Origin of the sequence: Nitrosomonas communis, from assembly GCF_900114745.1 — a bacterium.
Classification (GTDB): Bacteria; Pseudomonadota; Gammaproteobacteria; order Burkholderiales; family Nitrosomonadaceae; genus Nitrosomonas; species Nitrosomonas communis_A.
In genome coordinates this window covers 1-23,193 of the sequence record NZ_FOUB01000054.1, presented here as the reverse complement: position 1 = coordinate 23,193, position 23,193 = coordinate 1, and the positions used below count along the sequence as shown (strand labels likewise).

Genomic DNA, 23,193 nt, shown 5'->3' with positions numbered 1-23,193 from the left:
TATCACTTTCTTCCTTCTTTTCGGAATAAATACGATATGGTACTTACAGTCCCATGTCGTATGGGCCAAACTCTGATAATCTCTCATTTGATTCTTCTAGCTCTTGATCAAGCTAAAAGAATCACGGTGACCGTATCACACGGTCAAATCTTTAATAGTCCCCCGGCATAGCCGGGGGATTACCTTATTTATTTATAGGAGATATGCTATACATGAAAAGGTATTGGAAAGGTGCCAGTCATTGCATAGACGAGAGATAGAATGCTTATGCCAACTGACTTAAACAATGGATAGCAAAATTTCATGATGTGGTAACACATTATTTTGCACATTACTTGGAATAGCATAGATTGCAGGATCGTCTAATTCCATTTCTAAATCAAAACTGACTTTGTCGGCTTCACCTTGTCGCATTATTTATACTGCCTGTGGCTCGCCTTCGCGTCAATTTTGATTTAGAAATGGAATTAGTAAAAATATTACGCCAACACTTTTTCCTACGTCTCTTGGAAAAACAACACATTTTCAACAGCTATTGTGACATTGATTTATTTTTCCTGTGCTCCGTCCGGATTAAATTTGAATATGCAGGTAAGATAATGGTTCTACAGATATTTGACTGTTAATAAATGGCAAAATAATTAACTTCTTTAGTATATAGGGGTGGTATTCAGACAATGTCAGAATTCTTTATTAATTACGGATTATTTTTGGCGAAAACCGTAACAATTGTAATTGCTATTATAGCGGTGGCGCTGTTCTTTGCGTTTATGTCCAACAGAAAGCGATCAGGCAAAAAAGAGTTTATTGAAATTAAAAAATTGAATAAAAAATATGATGATATGGCGATGGCGATGAACGCCAGCATATTACATAAAAAGGGATTAAAAAAATATCTAAAAGAGGAAAAAGAAAAACTAAAAGGAATTGTTACAGGTACAAATAATAGCTCCCCAAAAAAGCGCATCTATGTGTTGGATTTTCATGGTGATATTCGTGCTTCGGCCGTATCGTCGCTAAGAGAGGAGATTACTGCTATTTTGACGGTGGCCACTGAAAACGATGAGGTATTTGTGCGATTGGAAAGCAGTGGCGGCATAGTCCATGGGTATGGGCTGGGGGCATCCCAGCTTATGCGTATTCGTAAGAAAAACATTCCACTCACGGTTTCAGTCGATAAAGTCGCTGCTAGTGGTGGTTATATGATGGCATGCGTCGGGAGTCGTATTATGGCCGCGCCATTTTCTATCATAGGCTCCATTGGCGTAATTGCCCAGATACCCAATTTTAATAAAGTATTGAAAAAGCACAATATTGAATTTGAACAGTTTACAGCAGGTGAATTTAAAAGAACTGTGACCATGTTTGGTGAAAATACAAATGAAGCGAAGGCTAAATTTCGTGAAGAAATAGAGGATATTCACCTGTTGTTTAAAGATTTTATTGTCCAGCACCGACCAGAAGTCGACATCGTTCAGGTTTCTACCGGTGAAAGTTGGCACGGAACACGCGCATTGGAAAAGAAGCTGGTCGATGAGCTGAAAACTAGTGATGACTACTTGCTGGAAAGCAGCAAAGACGCCGATATTTATGAGATTAAATATGTGAGCAAGAAATCATTGAGTGAAAAAATGAGGTTTCAGATTGAGCGACTTTTCGACAAAGCGCAATATAGTTGATCGTTACGCCAAGTTTGCAATTGCAGCACAGAATGGGGTCTACCATTGTATTTTGTAGGATAACAGGTTACAGAACCATCGTTTAAGTTAAATTACCTCCGGCTTTGCCGGAGGCTTATTTATGTTAGCCCCTCAAAGGGGCAAAAAGCTGGTGCCACCTAAAGGTGGCCTCATATACCCAGCTTGAGTTGGTCATAGTGTTCATACTCTTTCTCTTGATGTCGAATATATTCTCTGACCATCTCTTCATCTAATTCCACCGTGGATACAAAATAACCACGTGCCCAAAAACTCTCACCTGTAAAATTCCTTGTTTTTCCCATCAATCTCCGCGCAATCGATATCGCTCTTTTCCCTTTGATATATCCTACTATGTGGGATACCGAGTACTTCGGCGGAATACTAATGCACAATCAGGGTGACCGCATCACACGGTCAAACCTTTAATAGTCCCCCGGCAAAGCCGGGGGATTACCTCGTTTATTTACAATTCCCATAAGTATCCCATTCCCGGCTAGTTTAGTTCAACAAGGTGTATCTATCGTCGATAGAGCAGTGGCTATTGCAGCTTGGGGATTGCGACGGATAAACTATTCATTAGGCCTAGCTCAAAATGGCCATGAACGGCTGATTGGTAAATAATGATATAAGTGTTAGTGCACTATGATTGATGATTATCAAGAAGCAATGGAATTGATGAATAAAATGAAGAATTGTTTACCAATTCCTGTTTATCCATCTAAAAAATTTGTTTCGCTACTAGAACAGCGAAATATAAAACTCAAAGCTAATCAACGTCTAGAAATTATCGATGTTCATTATTTGGGGGATGAAGGTGGCATATCATGCACTTTGAAATTTCCATTTAAAACCGAAGAGAATTACGTTATCTCGCTGACTCATCTTCGCCCTATGGTTAATCATCCCCTTGCAAAAGATTTAAGAAAATATCAAATTCACCGGATTAAGAATTTGGCCCAACAATGATTGTAAGTGTCTATGTTTATTATGTTTTGTATAGCGCGTGAGCTTAAAAGGTGTCAGTCAGTGCATAATGTATGAAATGCATTTATGAAATATAGTTATAAATGAATATAGAGAGGAATGGTTTTAGTTTAGTAAAATTTATCCACCGTCGATAAGGTGGTGGCTATTGCAAACTTGTGAATAAAAGTAAGTGGTATAAAGTGATATAGCGTACGATAAAAATCACATCCGCTTATTTAGAAATGGAATAGCCAAAGCAGGAAGAGAGATAGTAGTTTCTCTTATAGGGTGCAATTCAACCGTTGATATCAGAACCATAGAAGCCGTTGAGGATAAGATGTCTGAGGAGTTTTATGCGTGGCTAAAAGCATAACAAAATACTGTTGCCAGACTTTTTTCGCTTGCGCTACAAAACAGCACGCAAAGTGCGGCGTTAGATTTCAATTACTGAGGGATGATCATGTCTTATGTATTTCGTAACCTTGTGTTCGAGGGAGGCGGGGTAAAAGGAATTGCTTATGTTGGTGCGCTTGATGTGCTTATTGATAAAGCGATAATTTCTAACATTCAACGAATAGGTGGTACCTCTGCTGGTGCCATAAATGCGATACTGCTTGGCCTTGGATTTACCCCGCAAGAAACACAAGATATCCTTTGGTCACTAGATTTCAACGAATTCCTGGATGATTCATGGGGCAATGTTCGCGATACAGCTCGGCTAATTGAGCAATTTGGATGGTATAAAGGGGATTATTTTAGGGATTGGATTGGAAAGTTAATTAAAGAAAAAACAGGAAATAGCGAAGCTACATTTGCAGATATTGAAGCTATGAAGCAAAAACGTGGATTCAAATCTTTATATTTCATGGGCACCAATTTATCTACTTTATTTTCAGAGGTTTTCTCGGCAGAGCATACTCCAAGAACATGTGTCGCAGACGCCGTAAGAATCTCAATGTCCTTACCTCTGTTTTTTGCAACAAAACGCAGCAGTCGTGGGGATGTTTATATAGATGGCGGTATTTTAGATAATTACCCCATAAAGCTGTTTGACCGAAAAAAGTATCTTAAAAATGGAAACTTCACTGAGCCTGAGTATTACAAAAGAATAAACTCGCATTTCGAAGGTGCTGATAGGCCTATATCTCGCTATGTGTATAATAAAGAAACTCAGGGTTTCCGACTGGATACAAAAGACGAAATTTCGATATTTCGTGATCATGCAGAGTTACCACATAAAAAGATTGATAACTTCTTTGAATATACATGGGCGCTAATTCGTACAATTTGGGAGGCACAACAGAATTCGCATTTGCATAATGATGACTGGGCGCGAACCATTTACATAGATACTTTAGGGGTAAGCACAACAGATTTTGATTTGTCAGATACTAAAAAGAAGGAGTTGGTCAAGTCTGGAAAAGAGGGCACGTTGAAATATTTTGATTGGTATGATAATCCTGCTGTCAAACCCAATAAATAAACGATGTAAAATCTAACATGGTGATCGCAAAGGACGCTTTGTAAATCAGCTTCGCCTACTTGCGCCGCGTCCCTGCTGCCTTTTAAAAAGGATTTAGAGTCTCGTATTTGCTGGAAAAACAGGGTGGAGAGATCCAGCAAGATTATTCACTTGGCTGATTTTCAACACATACTTTTCGTACGACAGCTAGCTTTGAGTTTTTCTTCCATACTGATTTGCATGCCTGCAGTACGACCTTCCTCAAAAGCGATATCGGGCTCTATTCCTTTACTCAGGCGGTAAGCTGTCCACATTGCGCCAGCGCGATTTCCTGAGGCACAGTGTAGCAACATGGGGGTGGCAGCTTGCTCAACTATACTGGTAAAAGTAGCCAATTGCTCATCGCTAATACCGGCGCTGGTTACTGGGATATTGATATAGCGCATGCCAGCAGCTTCAACCGCCTGCTTTTCTGCCAGAGTACCCTCAGCTTCGGTGCGTAGATCAATGATTGTTTTAAAGCCTTTTTCAGCCAGCTCCTGCACACCCCCTTCATTCAATTTACCTCCAGTAGCAACTTGTGTGGTGGCACGGTTGTAGTTAGTGACTGCTTTAATCTGGTTGCCAAAAGGAGCTTGCTCGGCTGCTTGAGTAATACTTATGAAAGAGATCAGCAACAATATAATAATGTAATGTGTCGAATTCATATTAAGTTCTGTAATGGTTTCAGAGTAAATAACATATAAGGTAGCACAATTTGAAGAGCACATTCACTCATTCCACTTTTAAATCAAACCTGACATTGCCGGCTCCCCTTGCCGTGTTATTTATCCTGTCTACGGCTTGCCTTCACATTATTTTTTGATTTAGATATGTGCAATAGGAGGTAAAACAATTGGCAACTTTCAAACGTAATTCAGAGACTGCGTGGCATAATCGAACAGCCGAAGAAGTGATGGCAATCCTTCAAACCAGCCGTCATGGTCTTACGCAGACGGAAGCGGAGCAGCGGCTCAAACAGCATGGACCCAACCGGCTGAAGCCACCACGAAAACGAAGTGCATGGAGTCGTTTTTTGCTGCAATTTCACAATATGCTGATTTATGTGTTGCTAGCCTCAGCCATGATTACCGCGCTGCTGGGCCACTGGGTCGACACGGCCGTGATTGTCGGGGTGGTGCTCATCAACGCATTGATTGGCTTCATCCAGGAAGGTAAAGCCGAAAAAGCGTTGAATGCCATACGTCAAATGCTTTCGCTCGATGCGATGGTTTTGCGAGATGGCAAGCGCATACAAATCCGTGCAGAAGAATTGGTTCCTGGTGATATTGTGTTGTTGCAATCCGGCGATAAGGTGCCTGCTGATTTGCGTTTATTCAGCGCAAAAAACTTGCGTGTGGAAGAAGCTGCCCTGACGGGAGAATCCGAGGCTATAGAAAAAACAACCGAAGCCGTACCAGCACAGGTAACGATCGGTGATCGACTGTGCATGACTTATTCAAGTACCTTAGTGGTCTATGGCCAAAGTGCAGGGATTGTGGTGGCCACAGCTGATCAAACTGAAATAGGGCGCATCAGCGCCATGCTGGAACGCGTCGATACTATTGAAACTCCTTTGCTTAGACAGTTGGCAGCATTTGGACACTGGTTGAGCCTTGTGATCATTGTTTTGGCTGTGTGCATGCTGAGCTATGGAATGCTTCTGGGTGATTATCACCTAGGAGAAATGTTTTTGGCAGCTGTCAGTATCGCTGTTGCCGCCATTCCAGAAGGGCTGCCTGCCATCATGACCATTACGCTGGCGTTAGGAGTGCAAATGATGGCCAAGCGACATGCGATTATTCGCCGTTTACCAGCAGTGGAGACTTTAGGTGCGGTAACTGTCATTTGCACCGACAAGACAGGGACACTGACGCGTAATGAAATGACGGTGCAGCGCGTTATTACAGCTGATTATCAAATAGATGTGAGCGGAATAGGTTACGCACCCGTTGGAGGATTCAGTGTGCAAGGCACCAAGCTTCTCATGAATGAGCTTACCGAGATACTTGAGCTCTTTCGAATAGGGCTGCTGTGCAATGATGCGCAATTACGAGAACACGAGAACAATTGGACAATTGAGGGAGATCCTACTGAGGGAGCCTTGATCACGCTTGCCTTAAAAGTGGAATTGGATCCGTCATTCGAACATGAATCACTGCCGCGTACCGATGCTATTCCTTTTGAATCTGAACATCGCTTTATGGCAACCTTGCATCATGACCATGCAGGGCATGGCTATATTTATCTCAAAGGAGCCCCGGAAGAAGTTTTGGCTATTTGCACCAGAGAGCGAAGCATAGAGGGCGATCGTCTACTGGATAACAACTATTGGCAAGCCAAGATGCAGGAAGCAGCTGCATTGGGGCAACGGCTACTGGCCATTGCCGTCAAGACTGCTGAAAAAGATCAGATGACGCTGACTTTCGATCATGTACGTACTGATTTTACCTTACTTGGTCTAGTCGGCATTATGGATCCAGCAAGAAAAGAAGCGATTGAGGCAGTGCAGCGCTGTCGATCAGCCGGGATACACGTCAAAATGATTACCGGGGATCATATCGCTACTGCACGCGCGATTGGCATGCAACTTGGGATTGGGGATGGTCAGATGGCGTTAAGCGGGGTTGAACTGGATCAGATGGATGATGCGCAATTGCGCGAGGCGGTTAGCAAAACGGATGTATTTGCGCGCGCCAGCCCAGAGCACAAGCTGAGATTGGTGAAGGCATTGCAGTCCAATGGTGAGATCGTAGCCATGACCGGTGATGGCGTGAATGATGCGCCTGCTCTGAAACGTGCAGATATCGGTGTGGCAATGGGCAAAAAAGGCACTGAAGTCGCCAAGGAAGCATCTGAGATGGTGATTACGGATGACAATTTTGCCTCGATTACGCATGCGGTGGAGGAAGGTCGCACAGTTTACGATAACATCAAAAAAACAATCGTCTATATTATGCCCACCAGCGGCGGTGAGGCTGGTATGCTGATCATTGCCATTCTGCTTGGGATGACACTGCCCATTTCTCCTGTACAGATTTTGTGGGTCAATATGGTCACTGCAGTCACGCTCTCACTGTCACTTGCTTTTGAAAAAGCAGAATCAGGAATCATGCAGCGTCCGCCCCGTGACCCAAGTGCACCTATTCTGTCACGGTTCATGATATGGCGTATTGCATTTGTGTCCCTAGTTCTTACCGGCGGTGGGATTGGATTGTTTTTATGGGAACAGTCACAAGGCGGCAGCATTGAAGCGTGCCGGACTATTGCTGTCAATGCACTGGTAATGGGAGAGATCTGGTATTTATTCAATTGCCGTTACCTGCTGGCGCCAGTCTTTTCCTATAAAGGGTTCTTCGGGAACCCTTATGTGCTGCTTGCTATAAGTATCCTGGTAGTGATTCAGCTTTTGTTTACCTACCACCCCTTGATGCAGCAATTGTTCGGTACAGCGGGAATTGATCCTACTGCCTGGACCAAAGTGGTGTCATTTGGTGTGCTGCTATTTTTGATGGTTGAAGTTGAGAAGTATTTGATTAGCCGCTATAAAATAGCCAAAATATGAGTTTTTTAGCAGCAGCTTTTACTTGGTAATACTAACAATAGATAACTTTGATATTAGCGTTAGACGTTCATTACGACAACCACAATGGTTTGGTTGCAGGGATTGCCTTTAAACAATGGACTGATGCTGAACCAGATAAGATGTATGCTACCAGGATCGAGCAGGTGGGTGACTATGTTGCCGGACAGTTTTATAAACGGGAACTCCCTGGTATTCTCAAGCTATTAAGCGAACACGGCTTACAGCCAGAATACATTGTGATTGATGGCTATGTTTATTTAGATGGATATGCTAAGCCCGGTCTGGGTAAGCATCTATACGATGCATTGCATGGCAATGTGAAGGTCATCGGTGTAGCTAAAAAGCGATTTGCTGGCATTAGCGAAACCTATGCGCTATATAGAGGGAAAAGCAAGCAGCCGCTCTATATTACAAGTGCAGGTGAAGCGCTCTCTGCCGCAAAATTGCACATTCTTTCCATGCATAGCATCTATAGAATTCCAACCATGCTAAAAAAAGTTGATCAATTAAGCCGGTTAATTTGATCAGGCAAACAAGCCAGTAAAGTTTAAATGAGCGTTATTCAAACAGAGGATAGAATAATATGAGAGATTTACCAAAGTGCCCGGAATGTGGTTCAGAATACACCTACGAGCAGGGAAATATGTATATATGCCCGGAGTGTGCACATGAATGGACAAAGCAAGCCATACCGGAACCTATCGATAATAAACCTGTTGTTAGCGATGCGTTTGGCAACATTCTTCAAGATGGCGATACCATCACAGTTATCAAAGACTTAAAGGTTAAAGGCTCGTCCTCAGTGATTAAAGTAGGGACTAAAGTCAAAAATATCCGCCTAGTCGAAGGCGATCATAACATTGACTGTAAAATTGATGGTATTGGCGCTATGAAGCTGAAATCAGAATTCGTAAAAAAGACATAGCTTTATTTCATTTCCAAATCAAAAATGACGCGAAGGCGAGCCGCAGACAGTATAAAATAATACGGCAAGGTAAAGCCGACAAAGTCAGTTTTGATTTAGAAATGGAATTAGGTATTATGATTTTTGATTGTTTTAGCTTAACCACAGCTGCCTGATTTCCAGCAATAGCTCACCTAATTGCCTGGTACGTACGGGTTTGTGAGGATGATGATGTTGTTCAAAGTGAATCAAGTCATTTTGAATTTTTAAAAAGCGAATGCCGACATCCTCCACATCATGGCGCAATTTTTCTAATGCTGCGCCGGCAGCTCCATCAGGTTGAACCGGAGATTCCGTGAGGTAATAAACTACCAGTAGCACTGCAGGCAAATCAAGGCGTTTGGTATGGGAGGTGATCACAGCCAGGGCTTTCCACAATGCATCATGCCGCTTATGGTGATGTAGATGGGGTGCGTCGAGTGTCCCTCGCAGCAATGCAGCGATACGATTAAGCCATGATACAGGTGGCGGCACGGTTTCGAATGCCTTCATCGGTTCATGAGCGATATGCACGCCAAATTCATTACCGTGCTGGATTTCCGCCAAAACAAGGAGCGCGAGCTCTCTTGCTAAATCATTACGTGGCAATACGTCATTCAATCGTGTATCACCTGTGGCGTATAAATCGATCAGCAAATCTGCTAGTGGTGGGGTAATTGACCATAGTGTCTGTGCCAATCGTGTAGTCGGTTGTGGTCCGCGCAGAATCTGCCAATGCGCTTCACAAAGCTCAGCCAGGGCATCTTGTAGTACTTGGTGCCGCGCTTCGGGTAATTGCTTAACCAGTTCCTGAGCTTCTGTTGCGATAAGTAATAGGCTTGCCATAACAATATTTTTGTAGCTGAATAGGCATACCGAATAATGAGCGCTAGACAACAGAAATATTATGGAAAATTACTGCTGCCTGCCAATGGGCATCAGGATAAGCGGTTGTTCCTGCATCGGTAGTCGCAATACATTAGCAACTTCCTCATCATCAAAAGCGCCGACTATCACTGTGGTTAAATCCAGGGCATTGGCTTGTAAAAACAGGTTTTCCGCTACATGCCCAGCTTCTATATGAACATAACGCTTATCACGCTCCCCATACTTACGCGTAGTGCGCTTATAATCCGCAGCAAATACCACGATGGCGGCCGCATTGACCAGCCAGTCTTGACCGAAAGTAGCGCTTGTCAATAAACTGCGCCGATCGCCCCCTTGCATCAATACTAAATAATGCCGATCAGGATCATAACCATAGACCGCTGGAACCAGATCCTGCACTGTTCCCACGACCAGATACAACTGTAGCGGGTATAAGGCACCGGCCGATGGCGCAGTTCGATAGCCATGTGGGTGAGTAATCCCCTGTGCTGCCCATAATAACTGTCCGATTTCGGCTAACTTCAATGTGGTAGCTGGATATTCACGGATGGAACGACGTTTTGCTAGTAACTGCTCAAGAGAAGTTGAACCAGTTAAAGCAGGCTTGGGTAAGGCAATGATTTCACTTTGTGGTGCTCTTCGTTGGGCCATAGCGCCTCCTGTTAGAAAACAGATTAGCAGTAGCAATAAATATGACCGTAGCAGCATATTATTAATTCCTAACCTCAATCTTATTTAGCCGATTTAACTTCATATTACCAGGTGATCGCTCCAGAATAACATTTACAATAGTACAGTTCGATCTGAGCTAGTCGGGGGCCAGTATCAGTTTCTTAGCGGTTCGACAAGCTCACCACGAGCAGTTCGACAGGCTCACTGCGAGCGGTAAAGTGTTTACTGGAACAATCTACTAGACGTGGAAAGAACATGTTATTCCATATCCAAATCAAACATGACGCGAAGGCGAGCCTCAGACCGTATAAATAATACGGCAAGGTGAAGCGACAAAGTCAGTTTTGATTTAGAAATGGAAGAAGCCTATGCGAATGGTTCAGCCAACCAAAAGTGCGTTCGACTATCCAGCGACGAGGCAGTCACACAAATGTCCTGGTTTCCTTGGGGCGCAACACCATCTCCAGACAGAATTTAAACCGTTCTACGACCCAACTTACTAAACGACCGCCATAGCCACTATCCACAGAAATATCAGCTTCATTGATTCGACCAAGATCAGTGTGTGCCACAACCGCCACATTTGGTCGCATAAGGTGATGGCAGAGTTTGCTGCCCAAGGAAAGAGCAGTGTGGGTTGGTTTATGGGTTCAAACGGCAATTGGTCATCAATGAACCAGGGTGAATTGATGGAAGTGGAAATCACGGCAGGCAATGTCGACGACCGTGATTCCCCACTGGAGTTGGCACAGTCCTTGTTTGGGAAACTCTTTGGCGATCGGGACTATATCTCGCAGCCGCTCTTTGAGCAACTCGGGGAGCAGGGCGTGCAATTAGATTTTCTCAAGCTCTTCCAGCCGAAGTATGATGATTCTGATGCCGAACTCGCGTTATTTTAAGAAACTTTGGACTCCAAGAAATTTAATATATCTCAGTTTACAAACTCACCCTCTTAAGTATTTAAACGCCGCTCAACAGATTCAAACACTCTAGTACCTGGATAATATGTTTGCCCCCATTTAACCAGAGCTTGAAGTACAAATTTAAGATCATCTCCTTTTTTTGTCAGAACATATTCATAACGAACCGGTTTCTGTTGATATATTTGTTGAATAACAAGCCCCGCAGTTTCTATTTTCTTTAGTCTGTCTGCCAATACATTTGTGGCAATTCGTTCTGGAGACTCCAAGAATTCTTGAAAGCGTTTTTTACCTAATAGCAGATCACGGATAACTAACAAAGTCCATTTATCACCCAGGAGATCGAGTGAGCAAGCAATCGGGCAACATGATCGCTCGAAAGTTGGTTTATCGAGTTCATCAGTCATAAATTAGTATATCTAAAAAATAAAAGAAGAGTTTGATCACTTACATTTAGCAAGTTTACAAGCTATATTAACTTGCATTGTGTAAACACATGGCACATAGTTACTTGCATTATACAATTAACTTGTGATTGCTAACAATACGATAAGGATCAATAGCATGTTAAAACTTTACCAATTTGAACGGACTTGGGGAATTCCAAATTTAAGCCCCTTTTGCTGCAAAATCGAAACGTATTTGCGAATGGCTGGTGTTGAATATGAAATCAAACCGGCACTTCCTTTTGGTGCTCCTAAAGGTAAATTGCCCTACATAAAAGATAACAGTGAAACGATAGGCGATTCTCGTTTTATCATTAACTACTTGAAATCAAACTATAAAGACCTAGATAAAGGACTAAGTGATGCAGAAGTGGCGATATCAGTAGCCATGCAGCGTTTACTCGATGAGCATTTGTTTTGGGTTTTGCTTTATTCGCGCTGGCAATACACAGATGAAAATTGGCGAGTCAACAAGAAGGCAATTTTTGGAGGACTGCCACCTCTTATCCGGGATATGGTTGCTAATAGATGGCGTCCAAAAATCAAACGGCAAATTTATGGTCATGGCATAGGTAGGCATCAAATAGAAGAAATTTTTACATTAGGTAAACAAGATATTGATGCATTATCAGCATACCTTGGGAGTAAGCAATATTTTCTAGGAGATCAACCTACCACCTTAGATGCTTCCGCTTTTAGCCACTTCATCAATATCATCGGTTGCCCAATTGAATCGCCTCTTAAAGAATACGGTTTGTCAAAGAACAATTTGCTTGATTTTATTGACAGAATAAAAAAGGAGTTTTATCAGGATCTTGAGAGTAGTGATTCACCTTTAGCATAAGTAAATAAGAAAAATAAACAGTCATTTATTATATACATCGCGGAAAAGTTGTTCTGAAAAATTCAGTCGGAAAGTTACACGCTTTTAATCGAAGACGACTGGTCCCCACGGCGGCGAACCGACTGGCGCAATATTAATCAATTTTTGATTGACGAACTCACCGAAGCCCAGCTCTGATAACTCTCGGCCATAGCCTGAATTTTTGATACCGCCAAATGGAAGCTCGGCGGATGTCCATACCGGCTGATTGATGAAGACCATGCCACTCTCGATTTGCGCTGCAATCTTGCGGCCGCGTTCCACATCAGCTGTAAATACCGAGGCTCCAAGGCCGAAAGGTGTTGCATTTGCTAGGCGGATGGCTTCTTCTTCGTTCTCTACGCTATAGAAAGATACAACAGGACCAAATAGTTCTTGTGTATAGATTGGGTTGTTTGGACCAATATTGGTGAGCACGGTTGGCTCTAAATAGAAGCCAGGACGGTCAATTCTTTTACCACCAAACGCAATTCTTCCACCCCCGTGTGTGGCTAATGCGACCTGACTCAGCAGAATATTCAGTGCATTCTCGGAGGATAGGGGCCCCCAAGTAGTTTGGGGGTCGTGGGGATCTCCAGCCTTAAGTGAGGCCATCCGCTGAATGAAGCCGTCGAGGAATATTTTGCTGCGCGTTTTGCCAATGACAATGATGCGTTTCGAACCGACACAGCATTGGCCAGTATTAAACATCCGCCCGAACAAGGCGCTATCGAGAGTAGTTTCTATCGGCGCATCTTTAAGCACGATCAGCGGATCGCTTCCGCCCATCCCCAGTACCGACTTTTTCAGGTTACGACCAGCGTGTTCAGCGATTGCTGCGCCAGCACGCTCGCTACCAGTTAGCGTGACTCCACGTACGCGCCGATCCTCGATTATTCTGCGAATTTGTTGGATACTGGCAAAAATATTAGTATAGATCCCTGTTGGAGCACCTGCCTCCTCAAAAAGACGGCCAAAGGTCAAGGCTGATTGCGGTACGTTCTCGGCATGCTTTAGAAGGAGTACGTTGCCCACCATCAACTGCGGCCCTGCTATCCTGGCGATTTGGTAATAGGGAAAATTCCACGGCACGATGCCGAGCAGGATACCGAGTGGCTCTATGTGCAGTTCTGCGCCTTGAGATTCTGGCAGTATTTTCGGCTTCAAATAGTGTTCGGCTTTCTTGGCGTAGTAGTCCAAAATATCGGCGGAAAGTCTAATCTCTGCCTGCGCCTCATTAAGCAGTTTACCCATTTCCAGCGTCAGGTAATAGGCGTACTCTTCGCTCTTCTTGCGCAAGAGAACGGCTGCGTTTGAAACGATTTTTGCTCGCTCAGCTACTTGACAATGGCGCCATTTGGTTTCGAAGGCCTTATGTGCATTTGTAATTGCAGCCTCAAGATCCTGATCGGAAATGTTTGCATACGTCTTAATTAGCTCTCCTGTTGCTGGATTAATTGTTTGATAAACCATAATGTCCTCCACGATTTGAAAGAGGATTCCTCTGTTTTGCAGGCTAGATCGAGAAAGTGCGTTTGATCCGGTTGCCACTCTTCTTCTATGAGCTTAACAGTAACCGCTGCCTACTCTCATACCCCTCATATAATTTTTGAAAGAAGCGGCCCTGTCGAAACGGTCAATTGGCTGACCCTGATTAAGGTCAGCCAAGCTAGAATCTAACGATCAGCTATTCCTGGAGCGAGAAGGAGATTGACAGGAAGCCTTTCTGTCAAGGTATAAGGGCCTGCTTTATTTTCCGTGACCCACCGTTTCTCAGCGATTGATTCAAAAGGAGGTGGAATTTCCCCTTGGAGCGACCAAAGATCGAAAGGAGTTTCATCAATTGAAATTTCCCAGTCATATCCTCTATCTTTCACGTAGGGGGCAATAACCTCATCAAGGGTTTTTACCCACCATTCTCGGATGACGGGGCCAGGAAGCGTCCTGGCAATTTGATCAACTTTAAACCGGATAAACTTGTTATGCAGCTCGCCACCTACGAAGCAGGAATCTTTAGTTATTTCTTCAAAAATGATTACCACATAAAACTTAGGAATGGGGACGCTTGCATACACATTCGTAATCCTTTCCGATAAACTCTTTTTGTCTTCAGTAGTAAATGACCCAACGGGATGATAAATTTTCCACAGAGGCATGGTATTTCTCCTATAACGACCTATACAGAACTATTTATATCATAACTTGCATTTTGCAAGTTATGATAGTCTAGCCATGAAACTTGCAAAATGCAAGTTAATTTCATATGTAAGCTACTTCATTATTTCGTGTAATTTTTCTCTAATTGAAAAACTCTATGAGATTTATCAGAGGCAGGTAAGTAGACTTTTGTCTTTTTCAGAAAAAAATGGGGAGCCGATCTGTCATTCCATTTCTAAATCAAAAATGACGTGAAGGCGAGCCGCAGACAGGATAAATCATACGGCAAGGTGAAACCGCAAAATCCGTTTTGTTTTAGAAATTAAATTAACTCGCAATCCAAGACCAGAATTGATATACCGCAGTACCGGCAAAGGTTCCCAATGCATAACCCAAAACACCTACCAGCACGCCAGGGGTGATCAGATCGCGCCATTCTTTGGCGGCGGCTAAGGCGGGCGCGGTGGTTGCACCGAGCACTGCCGCATTGGAAGCAGTAATCAGTTCTGGCAATGAAAATCCGAGCAGCTTGCCGAAGCCGAAAGTGATCAGCGCATGTACCATCAAAAGAATGGCTACCAACAGGATCAGCAGCGGAGCAATTTGAATCATGGCCAGAACATTGGCTCCTGCAGCGATGGTTGCAAAGAATATCAACGACAAAAGCATGCCCAGTTCAAAGTCACCATGCAGCCGTGCCATTTGCTTGGGAAATAAGGTGGCAAGGATGACAGCCAGCAGCGTAATCATTGCGTAACGCCAGTCTGGAATAGCTAGCCAGCTCGTCAGCGCATCCCCAGTGGCCACAACCAGCAGCGCAAGCGTCAGAGACATGGCCAAAGTCAATGGAGTAGGATGCCCCAGCGCAAGCTCTGAATTTGCGATATGGTGATTGCGGGGAGTGTAGCGTCGCGCAAGCCAGCTCCAACTTGGCAGCATCGCCAACACGGCCAGATACAACGCACTGAACAGATTATCCGTAGCCGTGGCCGCTGAAAAAAATGATGCATCTTCACGCAGCCGGGTGATTTCCCCCAAGGCTGCATAATTGACTGAACCACCGATGTAGGTGGAGGTAAACAGCCCTGCGATCGCAGGTTCAAGCAAAGCAGCATCAATTGCCGCTCCTGTTCCGAGTGAGGACAGATCGAGCAACAACACGGCCACGATTGCACCGCTGATAGTGCCGAAGCACACTAGCAAAAACGCCATCGTCATGCGCGTCGTTTCAAAAAATAGACGCCTGAGATCAGCCTTGAACAGAAAGAGCGGAATCAGCACAGGCACAAAATAGGCAAAGACAAAATCGTAAGCAGGGGCTGAATGCGGAATGATATTTACATTCGCTGTGATGATGGCAGCGAGTATCACGATGACAGCGCTGGTTAGCAGCGCGCCTACACGGGTTCTTTCTGCAAGTAGAGCGAGAGCGGCAATGGCAAAAAGCGCGCCCATGATCGCGAAGTGATTATCAGCAGGAATCAAAGAAATAAGCTCTCCCATCACGATGCTATTGATTTTGTACTTGAGAAATATCCTATCTAATCATGCATATTGCCTGAGATTAATGCTTCCTTGATCTGATTAAACGGTTTATTCTGGAAAAAATTCTGGATATTGCCTGCAATCTGATCGAGCAAACGCTGCCTGGATTCTCTGCTGGCCCAGGCAATATGCGGTGTGATAATCAAATTGGGCTGTGGGTACTCCAATAATACATTGCCTTCAACAGGCGGCTCATTTTGTAAAACATCAGTGGCTGCACCGGCAATGCGGCCATAAGATAGGCTTTCCAGTAAATCGGCTTCGTTCACTAAGCCACCGCGTGCTGTATTAATGAGATAGGCCGATGGCTTCATTAGCTCAAATTCCCTCTGACTGATCAGATTGCGGGTTACATCTGAAAGCGGACAGTGAAGGGTAATAAAATCTGACTGACTGATCACTTCATCAAATGCCGTACGCCCTGAGCGGGCAGGCTGGCCCTTATGCTCAGCAATTAACAATTGCATTCCAAATGCCTGGGCTATTTCTGCTACTGCTTTTCCCAGCGCACCATAGCCGATAATCCCAAGCGTTTTGCCTGATAGCTCTTCTATCCCGAAATTAAGCGGGCAGAAATGGGTGCTTTTCTGCCAGCCACCATTCGCTACCAAATGTTGATACTCAATAAAACGGCGTGAAAGATTGAGTATGAGCATGAAGACATGCTCCACCACAGAAGGAGTGGCATAACCGCGCACATTACAAACGGGAATATTGTAATCAGCCGCTGCTGTGAGGTCGATATTGTTATAACCGGTCGCAGCAATGCAGACCAATTTCAAACGGTTTGCGGACGATAATGCGGCACGGTCCAGCAGGGCTTTATTGATGACAATGACTTCTGCATTCTTGCTTCTCTCAATAACTTGCTCTGCGGCGGTATCTTCGTAATAGCGCCAGGGTGAGATAGCCTGTTCCAGCTTCGTACAATCGATATCGCCACGTGTGACGGAACCGAAATCAAGAAAAACTGCGCACATACAATTGCGTTTGTTGGGGATAGGAATAATTTATGCTCTCAGTGAAATGTATTGAAAGCTTAATGCGCTGTCAAGCCAGGTTGTTTCGTTCAATACAGTAGAGCGCTTTAACAATATATCAAATTCGCAGCTTACTGGTTTATAAAGCAGGTTTAATCGGTGTGATATCTTATTTTTTGCCGATTGCATTTGTATGTGCACACTTAATTAAACCCGAAAAGTATCTTATTTTTATCTTTCAAGTTACGTGAAGCTTCATATAATCGATTGCACTACACTGTACAGCCTCAGCAAAACTGTATTGATAATTGGATTATATCAACAAGGGAATGCATATTATTTTATCTGCTAAAGAAGGATATTGGAAGTTATCTGTGATCAAATTTGAAATAAAGAAATGGTTTAATCATTATGATTATGCTACGACAAGAAGACCAGTCAAATTTCTATATTTTATTAATTTTATCTTACATATACTTGGCTTACTTACTCTTCTACTGCAAGGCCTTGCTTCAAGATTCGCATGTTCTGGTGACATCAAGAGCCAAAAGTGTTTTATTGTATTTTGTCTATCGTGTCTGTTAATAGAAAACCAAGCGGCCTGGGCAACCTCAATTGACGATCGATATGCAGCAATTCCAAGGCAAAATAGAGATCTTAAAGAGATAAAGGAAGGTACTGGAAGTACTCCTTTGGCAGCTTGTAAAGATTATTTCTTAAAAAACTCATATCCACCATTTCTCCCCCCTAAACTTGAAGTTAGTGCAGAAGGAGTTGTGATATTTTGGGATCCTCATGAAGAGCCTTATAGCGTACGTGGCCCTGCTTGTACCGGCTTTCTAAGTGATAATCCTAAAAATCCGGAGCCATTTGCATTTGAATTATATCGAAGGGGCGAAATTGATTTTTTTAAAAACATGGGGAACGATTGTTCCTCTGTAACCAATAATGGAACTAACCCTGTCAATATAGGAACGGGCAATAAATTCCAGAACGAAACAGATTACATTAGTAATACACTTAGTTTTAGTAGAACGTTTAACAACGGGGTACGATCATTAAATCTTGGTAATGGTTGGAGTAGTAATTTTGATAGATTCATCAGGAGAGATACTTTATTTCCTGACTCAACGATCTTTCTTTATCGTGAGAATGGATCTGTTTTGCTCTTTCATTTATTTGATAATAATTGGACACCGGATGCTGACAACTCCGATCGTTTAACCGAACTTAAAGATGTAAATGGTACCTTAATAGGCTGGCAATATCTTGTTTCTATAGAGGATTCTGTCGAAACTTATAATCCATCAGGACAGTTACTTTCAATCGCGGATCGTGCTGGTCGTACTCAATCTTTTATTTATGATACAGATAACCGCCTGATTGCTGTTAACGATGATGTCGGCCGCGCACTCCGATTAACCTATGATAGCAGTAATCGTATAGCCACATTAACTGATTTAGCTGGTGGGATCTATCGATATAGTTACGACACCAGTGGTAATCTTACTGGCGTCACCTATCCCGATAATACATTTCGTATTTACCATTATAATGAGCCAGCTTATACCAGTGACTCTGATTTACCGTATGCTTTGACAGGCATCACAGATGAAAATGGGGTACGTTTTGCTACTTATAGATACGCTCAAGGTGGGGAAACAATTTCCACAGAACACGCAAATGGAATTAATCGCTATCAGCTTACCTATAATTCCGATAATAGCACGACGGTTACTGATCCAATAGGTACGCAACGCACCTACTATTTCCAAACTGTTCTTGGAGTTGTTAAAAGCGCCGGCCAATCGCAACCTGGTGGCTCAGGCTGTGGGCCGACTGCATCGAGCATCATCTATGACGATAACGGCAATATCACTAGCGAAACCGATTTCAATGGCAATAAGACCTGCTACAGCTACGATCTCAGCCGCAACCTAGAAATAGCTCGCATCGAAGGATTGTCTGCAGAACAAACTTGTCCAGATAACCTGGTTAGTTACACTCCAACCGCTAATACGACTACGACTGAACGAGTCATTTTGACCGATTGGCATTCAATATTTTATCTTCCCATCAGGACCACTGAAGCAGAACGTGAGACATCCATTGAATACGATAATTATGGCAATCTCACCCGTTATAGCCTGAAAGATCTGGCGACTCAGGCAACCCGTACCTGGACTGCAAGTTATCTCTACCATCCCAATATGCCTGGTGTGATGATACAGAGTATGATGGATGGCCCGCGCACCGATGTTGCCGATATTACCACTCTAGACTACTATGCGCCGGATGCGACTTGTATTAGTGAACATTCCGGCTGTCGTGGTCAAATTAAACAAATCACCAATGCACTTGGACATGTCACCCAGATCACGCGCTATAATCCTCATGGTCAACCAGAAGAAATCATTGATCCCAATGGACTCATTACTACATTGACCTACGATGCTCGTCAGCGACTGCTTTCCCGCACCATAGGCGGAGAAACTACGCAGTATGACTATGATGCTGTCGGGGAATTGATCAAACTTACTCATCCTGATGGTAGCTTCATTCGCTATAGCTATGATCCTGCACATCGTCTCATACAAATCGCAGACAACCTCGGCAATCGAACTGATTATACTCTTGATGCGATAGGGAATCGCATCAAAGAAGAAGTATTTGATCCTGTTAATACACTGACACAAACCCGCCAGCGTGAGTTCGATGCTTTGAATCGCTTGTGGAAAGCAATTGGTGCGCAAAACCAGATTAATGAGCTAGGCTATGACCCAAATGGCAACTTGAAGCAAAGCAGAAATCCGCTAGCCCGTATCACAACCCAAAAATTTGACGTGCTAGACCGACTGATTCAGATCAACGATCCCGCCGGAGGCCCAAGTCAGCAAACATATGATGTGCTGGATCGAGTAGTCAGCGTCACTGACCCTAAAGCAGTAACCACAACCTACACCTACAATGGTCTGAATGACTTGATTCGCGAAAACTCAGCAGATCGGGGCACTACTACCTATACTTATGACACTACAGGCAACCTGGTTTCACGTACCGATGCACGCGGTATTGTTGAAATGACTACCTACGATGCCCTTAATCGACCCATCAACCGGACATACACGACGCAGACAGGTATTCCTGGTACAGCAGCGATTACCTGGCACTATGACTAAGGCATGTATGGTATTGGACGCCTCACGCGCATGCAAGATAAGGCGGGTACAACTGCTTACCAATATGATCAGCATGGGCGCTTACTGAGTAAAACCCAGACCGTTGTTCTGGGTAAAGAAAATGTGGTCCATATGCTCAGCTATCAATATGACAGCAATGGCCGCATCATACAAATGACTTATCCCTCAGGCGCTCAGATTGTCCTTCTATATGGGGAAGATGGTCGACCCATTGAAATGCATGTCGATGGTCAATTACTCATCCGAGACATCCGCTATCAGCCATTTGATGATCCAAAAAGCTGGGTGTGGGGCAATGATCAGCCGCATACCCGTGATTTTGATCAAGACGGCCGACTCATTCAGCATCCATTGGCTGAGGGCACGCAATTTATCAGCTATGATGCAGCTGACCGGATTACCCAAGCCACTCATACCACACTCATACCAATGAGGTCTATAACCGAAGCTACGATTATGACGCTTTGGATCAAATAACTCTTCAGTTAACTACCACGAGCAGTTATCAATGGCAATATGATGCCAATGGTAATCGCATCAGTATGCAGACAGGTAGTATGGCTTATCCTTATGCACTGAATCCGATAAACAATCGTCTCCTTCATTTGGCCGGGCCAGTAACCAAAAGCTTTATCTACGATGCTGCGGGTAACCGACTCACGGATGGGCTAAACCGATATGCCTGGAATGCGGCTGGCAGACTCTCTAAAGTAGTGAGAGAAGGTAGCGTTTCCTATCGATATAATGGTCATGGAGAGCGTATCGTTAAAGCAGGTGATCTAAACAGCAAGGTGGATCCGACGCTCTTTGTGTATGATCCGGCAGGAAAAATTATCGGTGAATACAGAGTTGTAAACAAGGATCCAGAAAAGAGCAACAACTGGGAAGTGAAGCAGGAAACTATCTGGCTGGGTGACATTCCCCTTGCTGTACTGAAAAGAAATGCAAAAACCGACGCGATCAAAGTCTACTTTATTCAAGCTGATCATCTCAACACGCCAAGAGTGATTATCGATCAGAACCATAATCCAATCTGGCGTTGGGACAATATCGATCCCTTTGGCGCTAACCTTCCGGATGAAGATCCAGATGGAGACAGCAAACTATTCAAATACAATCTCCGTTTTGCCGGCCAGTATTTCGATCAAGAAACCCAACTGCACTACAACTACTTGCGGGATTATGATCCCAGCACAGGACGCTACCTGCAGAGTGATCCGATTGGTTTGGCAGGTGGATTGAATCCCTACCGTTATGTGTTTAATAATCCTCTACAATATACCGATCCAACGGGAGAAAACCCTCTTTTTTGGTGGGCAGTGGGTGGAGCATTAACACTATTAGATATGCTGAAGTCCACAGAACCCAATCCCAAATTTCCCGATGCGCTTGAGCCGGTCTGGACAGTGCCGGGGCCGGTTGGGAATGGAAAGAAAATGTGTGGTGTAGCTAATGAGGTGGCAAAAAGAACGATTCCAAAGAATAAATCATTAGTTCCCTTTGACCCACCTAATGAAGGATTTCTTGGTGCTCCACGAAGTTTTACATTGTTGCCAGGCGCAAGAATAGATCGAATTGGATTTGATGGTGGAAGATTCTTGTCACCGGCAGGAACTCCAGCAGCAATGCGAGCATTACGGCCTGGAACTGAAAGTCGTCCGCTGAGAACTTTTGAAGTGGTAAAACCACTGAATGTTCGAACTGGTGAAATAGCGCCAGCATATGGGCAGACAGGATTAGGAATACAGTTTGTAACAGATCGACCAGTGCGTGAATTGCTCCAAGAAGGTTTTTTAAGGAGTGTTAGTCAATGAATTTACCTGAACTGATTGGCCGTTTAAAGCAACTTGGAGCCCGTCCGGATGCATATTCTATCGGTATTGGTGTTCCTGAGGCTAATGAAACTTATTGTTTAGTGCAAGAAAATGGTATTTGGTTAATCTATTATGCTGAGCGAGGGCAAAGAGGAGATTTGCACGAATATGCTACTGAGGAAGAGGCTTGTAACGCATTTCTTGAATTACTTAAAAATGATGAATCAGTTTGGTCTCGCTAAATTTATTTAACGTAATGTGAGTTCGACATAAGAATCATCTCTCCTACGACTGGAAGAGCTTAAGAAAACCTAATGTTAAGTGAGGGTTTCTTCTCCCGAAAAATGTAAGCCACCAGCCCGGCTATCAGATTAATAAAGAAGTTAAATGGGCTGTGATGGTGGGAATGCTCGATTTGCGAGATATTCTTTATAGCGTAACCAGTTAAGAATGATTCAGAATCTATAGGATTTGAAGAGCATCTCAACGGTTTGGTTTTGTTGTTTACACAGTGCTTTGGCGTATGCCCTTTTCTGCTAAATGAGACAATGAGAATACTCTTTGAATCATTTCTAGCTGGTTTTGCTATAATTGATCATTGACGGTCATCAATGATCGAGCGTATACGTAACAGTAGCTTGTCAAACAGCGGCAACAGCTTGTTTTTTATCTTCTTGCGTACCTTGGTAACGAGTTACACGCCTTGTTCCCAAAGCTACTCAAAGAGTGACTGCGAGAAGTAACCTCGGTCCCCAAAGAGCTTCCAAACAAGGAGCGCGTCAACTCTGGTACCGGGTCACGGTCATCCATATTGCCCTCTGTTATTTTTACCCCCAGCGATTCCCCCTAGTCATTGATGACCAGGTGCAGCTTGAACCTATAAATAAATAAGGTAATCCTCCGGCTATGCCGGGGGATTATTAAAGGTTTGACCGTGTGATACGGTCACCGTGATTCTTTTAGCTTGATCAAGAGCTAGGAGAATCAAATGAGAGATTATCAGAGTTTGACGC

21 protein-coding genes and 5 pseudogenes are annotated in these 23,193 nt (G+C 43.7%); 12 read left to right on the top strand and 14 right to left on the bottom strand.

The window, feature by feature from the left end; genetic code table 11:
- Together BM122_RS15760 and BM122_RS25325 are read right to left on the bottom strand one after the other, a co-directional pair.
- Positions 1-87 (bottom strand): annotated as a pseudogene (locus BM122_RS15760) (IS200/IS605 family transposase); the annotation flags it as partial.
- A gap of 192 nt (positions 88-279) precedes the next feature.
- Positions 280-414 (bottom strand): hypothetical protein, encoded by a 135-nt coding sequence (locus tag BM122_RS25325; protein WP_256212118.1) that lies wholly within the window; start codon positions 412-414, stop codon positions 280-282.
- Positions 415-677: 263 nt separating this feature from the next.
- Here BM122_RS25325 and sohB point away from each other — a divergent pair, with 263 nt between their 5' ends.
- Positions 678-1,679 carry a protease SohB gene (sohB, locus tag BM122_RS15755; protein ID WP_074906569.1) on the top strand — a complete coding sequence of 334 codons (1,002 nt, stop codon included), beginning with the start codon at positions 678-680 and terminating at the stop codon, positions 1,677-1,679.
- A gap of 170 nt (positions 1,680-1,849) precedes the next feature.
- Here sohB and tnpA read toward each other — a convergent pair.
- Positions 1,850-2,092: pseudogene (tnpA, locus tag BM122_RS15750) on the bottom strand (IS200/IS605 family transposase); the annotation flags it as partial.
- 250 nt (positions 2,093-2,342) lie between these two features.
- Here tnpA and BM122_RS15745 point away from each other — a divergent pair.
- Complete coding sequence (locus tag BM122_RS15745) at positions 2,343-2,666, top strand: hypothetical protein (RefSeq protein WP_074906567.1); 324 nt, start codon at positions 2,343-2,345, stop codon at positions 2,664-2,666.
- A gap of 460 nt (positions 2,667-3,126) precedes the next feature.
- Entirely contained in the window at positions 3,127-4,149 is a 1,023-nt protein-coding gene (locus BM122_RS15740; RefSeq protein ID WP_074906566.1) for a patatin-like phospholipase family protein, read from the top strand.
- A 161-nt stretch (positions 4,150-4,310) separates the two neighbouring features.
- Here BM122_RS15740 and BM122_RS15735 read toward each other — a convergent pair whose 3' ends face one another.
- A complete protein-coding gene (locus BM122_RS15735) occupies positions 4,311-4,835 on the bottom strand; it encodes a protein tyrosine phosphatase family protein (protein ID WP_074906572.1) in 525 nt (174 codons plus the stop codon).
- Between the two features lie 188 nt (positions 4,836-5,023).
- Between BM122_RS15735 and BM122_RS15730 the strand changes: the two genes are divergently transcribed.
- The 3 genes from BM122_RS15730 to BM122_RS15720 are packed head-to-tail and all read left to right on the top strand — an operon-like array spanning position 5,024 to position 8,678.
- Positions 5,024-7,732 carry a cation-transporting P-type ATPase gene (locus tag BM122_RS15730; RefSeq protein ID WP_074906565.1) on the top strand — a complete coding sequence of 903 codons (2,709 nt, stop codon included), beginning with the start codon at positions 5,024-5,026 and terminating at the stop codon, positions 7,730-7,732.
- Positions 7,733-7,779: 47 nt separating this feature from the next.
- Positions 7,780-8,277: an endonuclease V gene (locus tag BM122_RS15725; protein ID WP_074906564.1), complete on the top strand. Its 498-nt coding sequence runs from the start codon at positions 7,780-7,782 to the stop codon at positions 8,275-8,277.
- A gap of 59 nt (positions 8,278-8,336) precedes the next feature.
- The gene (locus tag BM122_RS15720) at positions 8,337-8,678 is read left to right on the top strand and encodes a zinc ribbon domain-containing protein YjdM (RefSeq protein WP_074906563.1); all 342 of its coding nucleotides are present in this window, start codon (positions 8,337-8,339) and stop codon (positions 8,676-8,678) included.
- Positions 8,679-8,810: 132 nt separating this feature from the next.
- Here BM122_RS15720 and BM122_RS15715 read toward each other — a convergent pair whose 3' ends face one another.
- The 3 genes from BM122_RS15715 to BM122_RS24320 form a co-directional block, all read right to left on the bottom strand.
- Entirely contained in the window at positions 8,811-9,542 is a 732-nt protein-coding gene (locus BM122_RS15715; protein ID WP_074906562.1) for a hypothetical protein, read from the bottom strand.
- 69 nt (positions 9,543-9,611) lie between these two features.
- Entirely contained in the window at positions 9,612-10,235 is a 624-nt protein-coding gene (locus tag BM122_RS15710) for a SagB/ThcOx family dehydrogenase (protein WP_083398533.1), read from the bottom strand.
- 443 nt (positions 10,236-10,678) lie between these two features.
- Positions 10,679-10,828 carry a hypothetical protein gene (locus BM122_RS24320; RefSeq protein WP_218152112.1) on the bottom strand — a complete coding sequence of 50 codons (150 nt, stop codon included), beginning with the start codon at positions 10,826-10,828 and terminating at the stop codon, positions 10,679-10,681.
- On the opposite strand from BM122_RS24320, the pseudogene BM122_RS15700 reads away from it, so the two are divergent.
- A pseudogene (locus BM122_RS15700) lies at positions 10,790-11,092 on the top strand (transposase); the annotation flags it as partial. The gene BM122_RS24320 and the pseudogene BM122_RS15700 overlap by 39 nt on opposite strands.
- A gap of 116 nt (positions 11,093-11,208) precedes the next feature.
- Here BM122_RS15700 and BM122_RS15695 read toward each other — a convergent pair.
- On the bottom strand, positions 11,209-11,583 hold the full coding sequence (locus BM122_RS15695) for a winged helix-turn-helix transcriptional regulator (protein ID WP_074906559.1): 375 nt from the start codon (positions 11,581-11,583) through the stop codon (positions 11,209-11,211).
- A gap of 157 nt (positions 11,584-11,740) precedes the next feature.
- Between BM122_RS15695 and BM122_RS15690 the strand changes: the two genes are divergently transcribed.
- Positions 11,741-12,466, top strand: a complete 726-nt coding sequence (locus tag BM122_RS15690; RefSeq protein ID WP_074906558.1) for a glutathione S-transferase family protein — start codon at positions 11,741-11,743, stop codon at positions 12,464-12,466.
- An 84-nt stretch (positions 12,467-12,550) separates the two neighbouring features.
- Here the strand turns inward: BM122_RS15690 and BM122_RS15685 are convergent, their stop codons facing one another.
- The 4 genes from BM122_RS15685 to BM122_RS15670 form a co-directional block, all read right to left on the bottom strand.
- Positions 12,551-13,969, bottom strand: a complete 1,419-nt coding sequence (locus BM122_RS15685) for an NAD-dependent succinate-semialdehyde dehydrogenase (RefSeq protein WP_256212115.1) — start codon at positions 13,967-13,969, stop codon at positions 12,551-12,553.
- 191 nt (positions 13,970-14,160) lie between these two features.
- Complete coding sequence (locus BM122_RS15680) at positions 14,161-14,640, bottom strand: tautomerase family protein (RefSeq protein WP_074906556.1); 480 nt, start codon at positions 14,638-14,640, stop codon at positions 14,161-14,163.
- 328 nt (positions 14,641-14,968) lie between these two features.
- Positions 14,969-16,144 carry a DUF819 family protein gene (locus tag BM122_RS15675; RefSeq protein WP_218152111.1) on the bottom strand — a complete coding sequence of 392 codons (1,176 nt, stop codon included), beginning with the start codon at positions 16,142-16,144 and terminating at the stop codon, positions 14,969-14,971.
- A gap of 38 nt (positions 16,145-16,182) precedes the next feature.
- Positions 16,183-17,166, bottom strand: a complete 984-nt coding sequence (locus tag BM122_RS15670; RefSeq protein ID WP_074906555.1) for a 2-hydroxyacid dehydrogenase — start codon at positions 17,164-17,166, stop codon at positions 16,183-16,185.
- A 776-nt stretch (positions 17,167-17,942) separates the two neighbouring features.
- Here BM122_RS15670 and BM122_RS15665 point away from each other — a divergent pair.
- From BM122_RS15665 to BM122_RS15650, 4 genes are read left to right on the top strand one after another with little or no spacing between them, the layout of a single operon-like run.
- On the top strand, positions 17,943-20,345 hold the full coding sequence (locus BM122_RS15665; RefSeq protein ID WP_177198165.1) for a DUF6531 domain-containing protein: 2,403 nt from the start codon (positions 17,943-17,945) through the stop codon (positions 20,343-20,345).
- Positions 20,346-20,348: 3 nt separating this feature from the next.
- Positions 20,349-20,843 carry an RHS repeat domain-containing protein gene (locus BM122_RS15660; RefSeq protein WP_074906553.1) on the top strand — a complete coding sequence of 165 codons (495 nt, stop codon included), beginning with the start codon at positions 20,349-20,351 and terminating at the stop codon, positions 20,841-20,843.
- Complete coding sequence (locus BM122_RS15655) at positions 20,831-22,180, top strand: glycohydrolase toxin TNT-related protein (RefSeq protein WP_074906552.1); 1,350 nt, start codon at positions 20,831-20,833, stop codon at positions 22,178-22,180. Before BM122_RS15660 ends, BM122_RS15655 begins: the two co-directional genes overlap by 13 nt.
- Positions 22,177-22,422, top strand: coding sequence for a hypothetical protein (locus BM122_RS15650; protein WP_074906551.1), 246 nt, complete (start codon positions 22,177-22,179; stop codon positions 22,420-22,422). The genes BM122_RS15655 and BM122_RS15650 overlap by 4 nt, the downstream gene beginning before the upstream one ends.
- Positions 22,423-22,481: 59 nt before the next feature.
- Here BM122_RS15650 and BM122_RS25320 read toward each other — a convergent pair.
- Together BM122_RS25320 and BM122_RS26590 are read right to left on the bottom strand one after the other, a co-directional pair.
- Positions 22,482-22,613: pseudogene (locus tag BM122_RS25320) on the bottom strand (IS982 family transposase); the annotation flags it as partial.
- Positions 22,614-22,768: 155 nt separating this feature from the next.
- Positions 22,769-23,068 (bottom strand): annotated as a pseudogene (locus BM122_RS26590) (transposase); the annotation flags it as partial.
- Positions 23,069-23,193: the final 125 nt, after the last annotated feature.

Coding starts and splice junctions, on each gene's coding strand:
- BM122_RS25325 (WP_256212118.1), bottom strand. CDS start 414: ATGCGACAAGGTGAAGCCGACAAAGTCAGTTTTGATTTAGAAATGGAA.
- sohB (WP_074906569.1), top strand. CDS start 678: ATGTCAGAATTCTTTATTAATTACGGATTATTTTTGGCGAAAACCGTA.
- BM122_RS15745 (WP_074906567.1), top strand. CDS start 2,343: ATGATTGATGATTATCAAGAAGCAATGGAATTGATGAATAAAATGAAG.
- BM122_RS15740 (WP_074906566.1), top strand. CDS start 3,127: ATGTCTTATGTATTTCGTAACCTTGTGTTCGAGGGAGGCGGGGTAAAA.
- BM122_RS15735 (WP_074906572.1), bottom strand. CDS start 4,835: ATGAATTCGACACATTACATTATTATATTGTTGCTGATCTCTTTCATA.
- BM122_RS15720 (WP_074906563.1), top strand. CDS start 8,337: ATGAGAGATTTACCAAAGTGCCCGGAATGTGGTTCAGAATACACCTAC.
- BM122_RS15715 (WP_074906562.1), bottom strand. CDS start 9,542: ATGGCAAGCCTATTACTTATCGCAACAGAAGCTCAGGAACTGGTTAAG.
- BM122_RS15710 (WP_083398533.1), bottom strand. CDS start 10,235: ATGGCCCAACGAAGAGCACCACAAAGTGAAATCATTGCCTTACCCAAG.
- BM122_RS15695 (WP_074906559.1), bottom strand. CDS start 11,583: ATGACTGATGAACTCGATAAACCAACTTTCGAGCGATCATGTTGCCCG.
- BM122_RS15690 (WP_074906558.1), top strand. CDS start 11,741: ATGTTAAAACTTTACCAATTTGAACGGACTTGGGGAATTCCAAATTTA.
- BM122_RS15680 (WP_074906556.1), bottom strand. CDS start 14,640: ATGCCTCTGTGGAAAATTTATCATCCCGTTGGGTCATTTACTACTGAA.
- BM122_RS15675 (WP_218152111.1), bottom strand. CDS start 16,144: ATGGGAGAGCTTATTTCTTTGATTCCTGCTGATAATCACTTCGCGATC.
- BM122_RS15670 (WP_074906555.1), bottom strand. CDS start 17,166: ATGTGCGCAGTTTTTCTTGATTTCGGTTCCGTCACACGTGGCGATATC.
- BM122_RS15660 (WP_074906553.1), top strand. CDS start 20,349: ATGTATGGTATTGGACGCCTCACGCGCATGCAAGATAAGGCGGGTACA.
- BM122_RS15650 (WP_074906551.1), top strand. CDS start 22,177: ATGAATTTACCTGAACTGATTGGCCGTTTAAAGCAACTTGGAGCCCGT.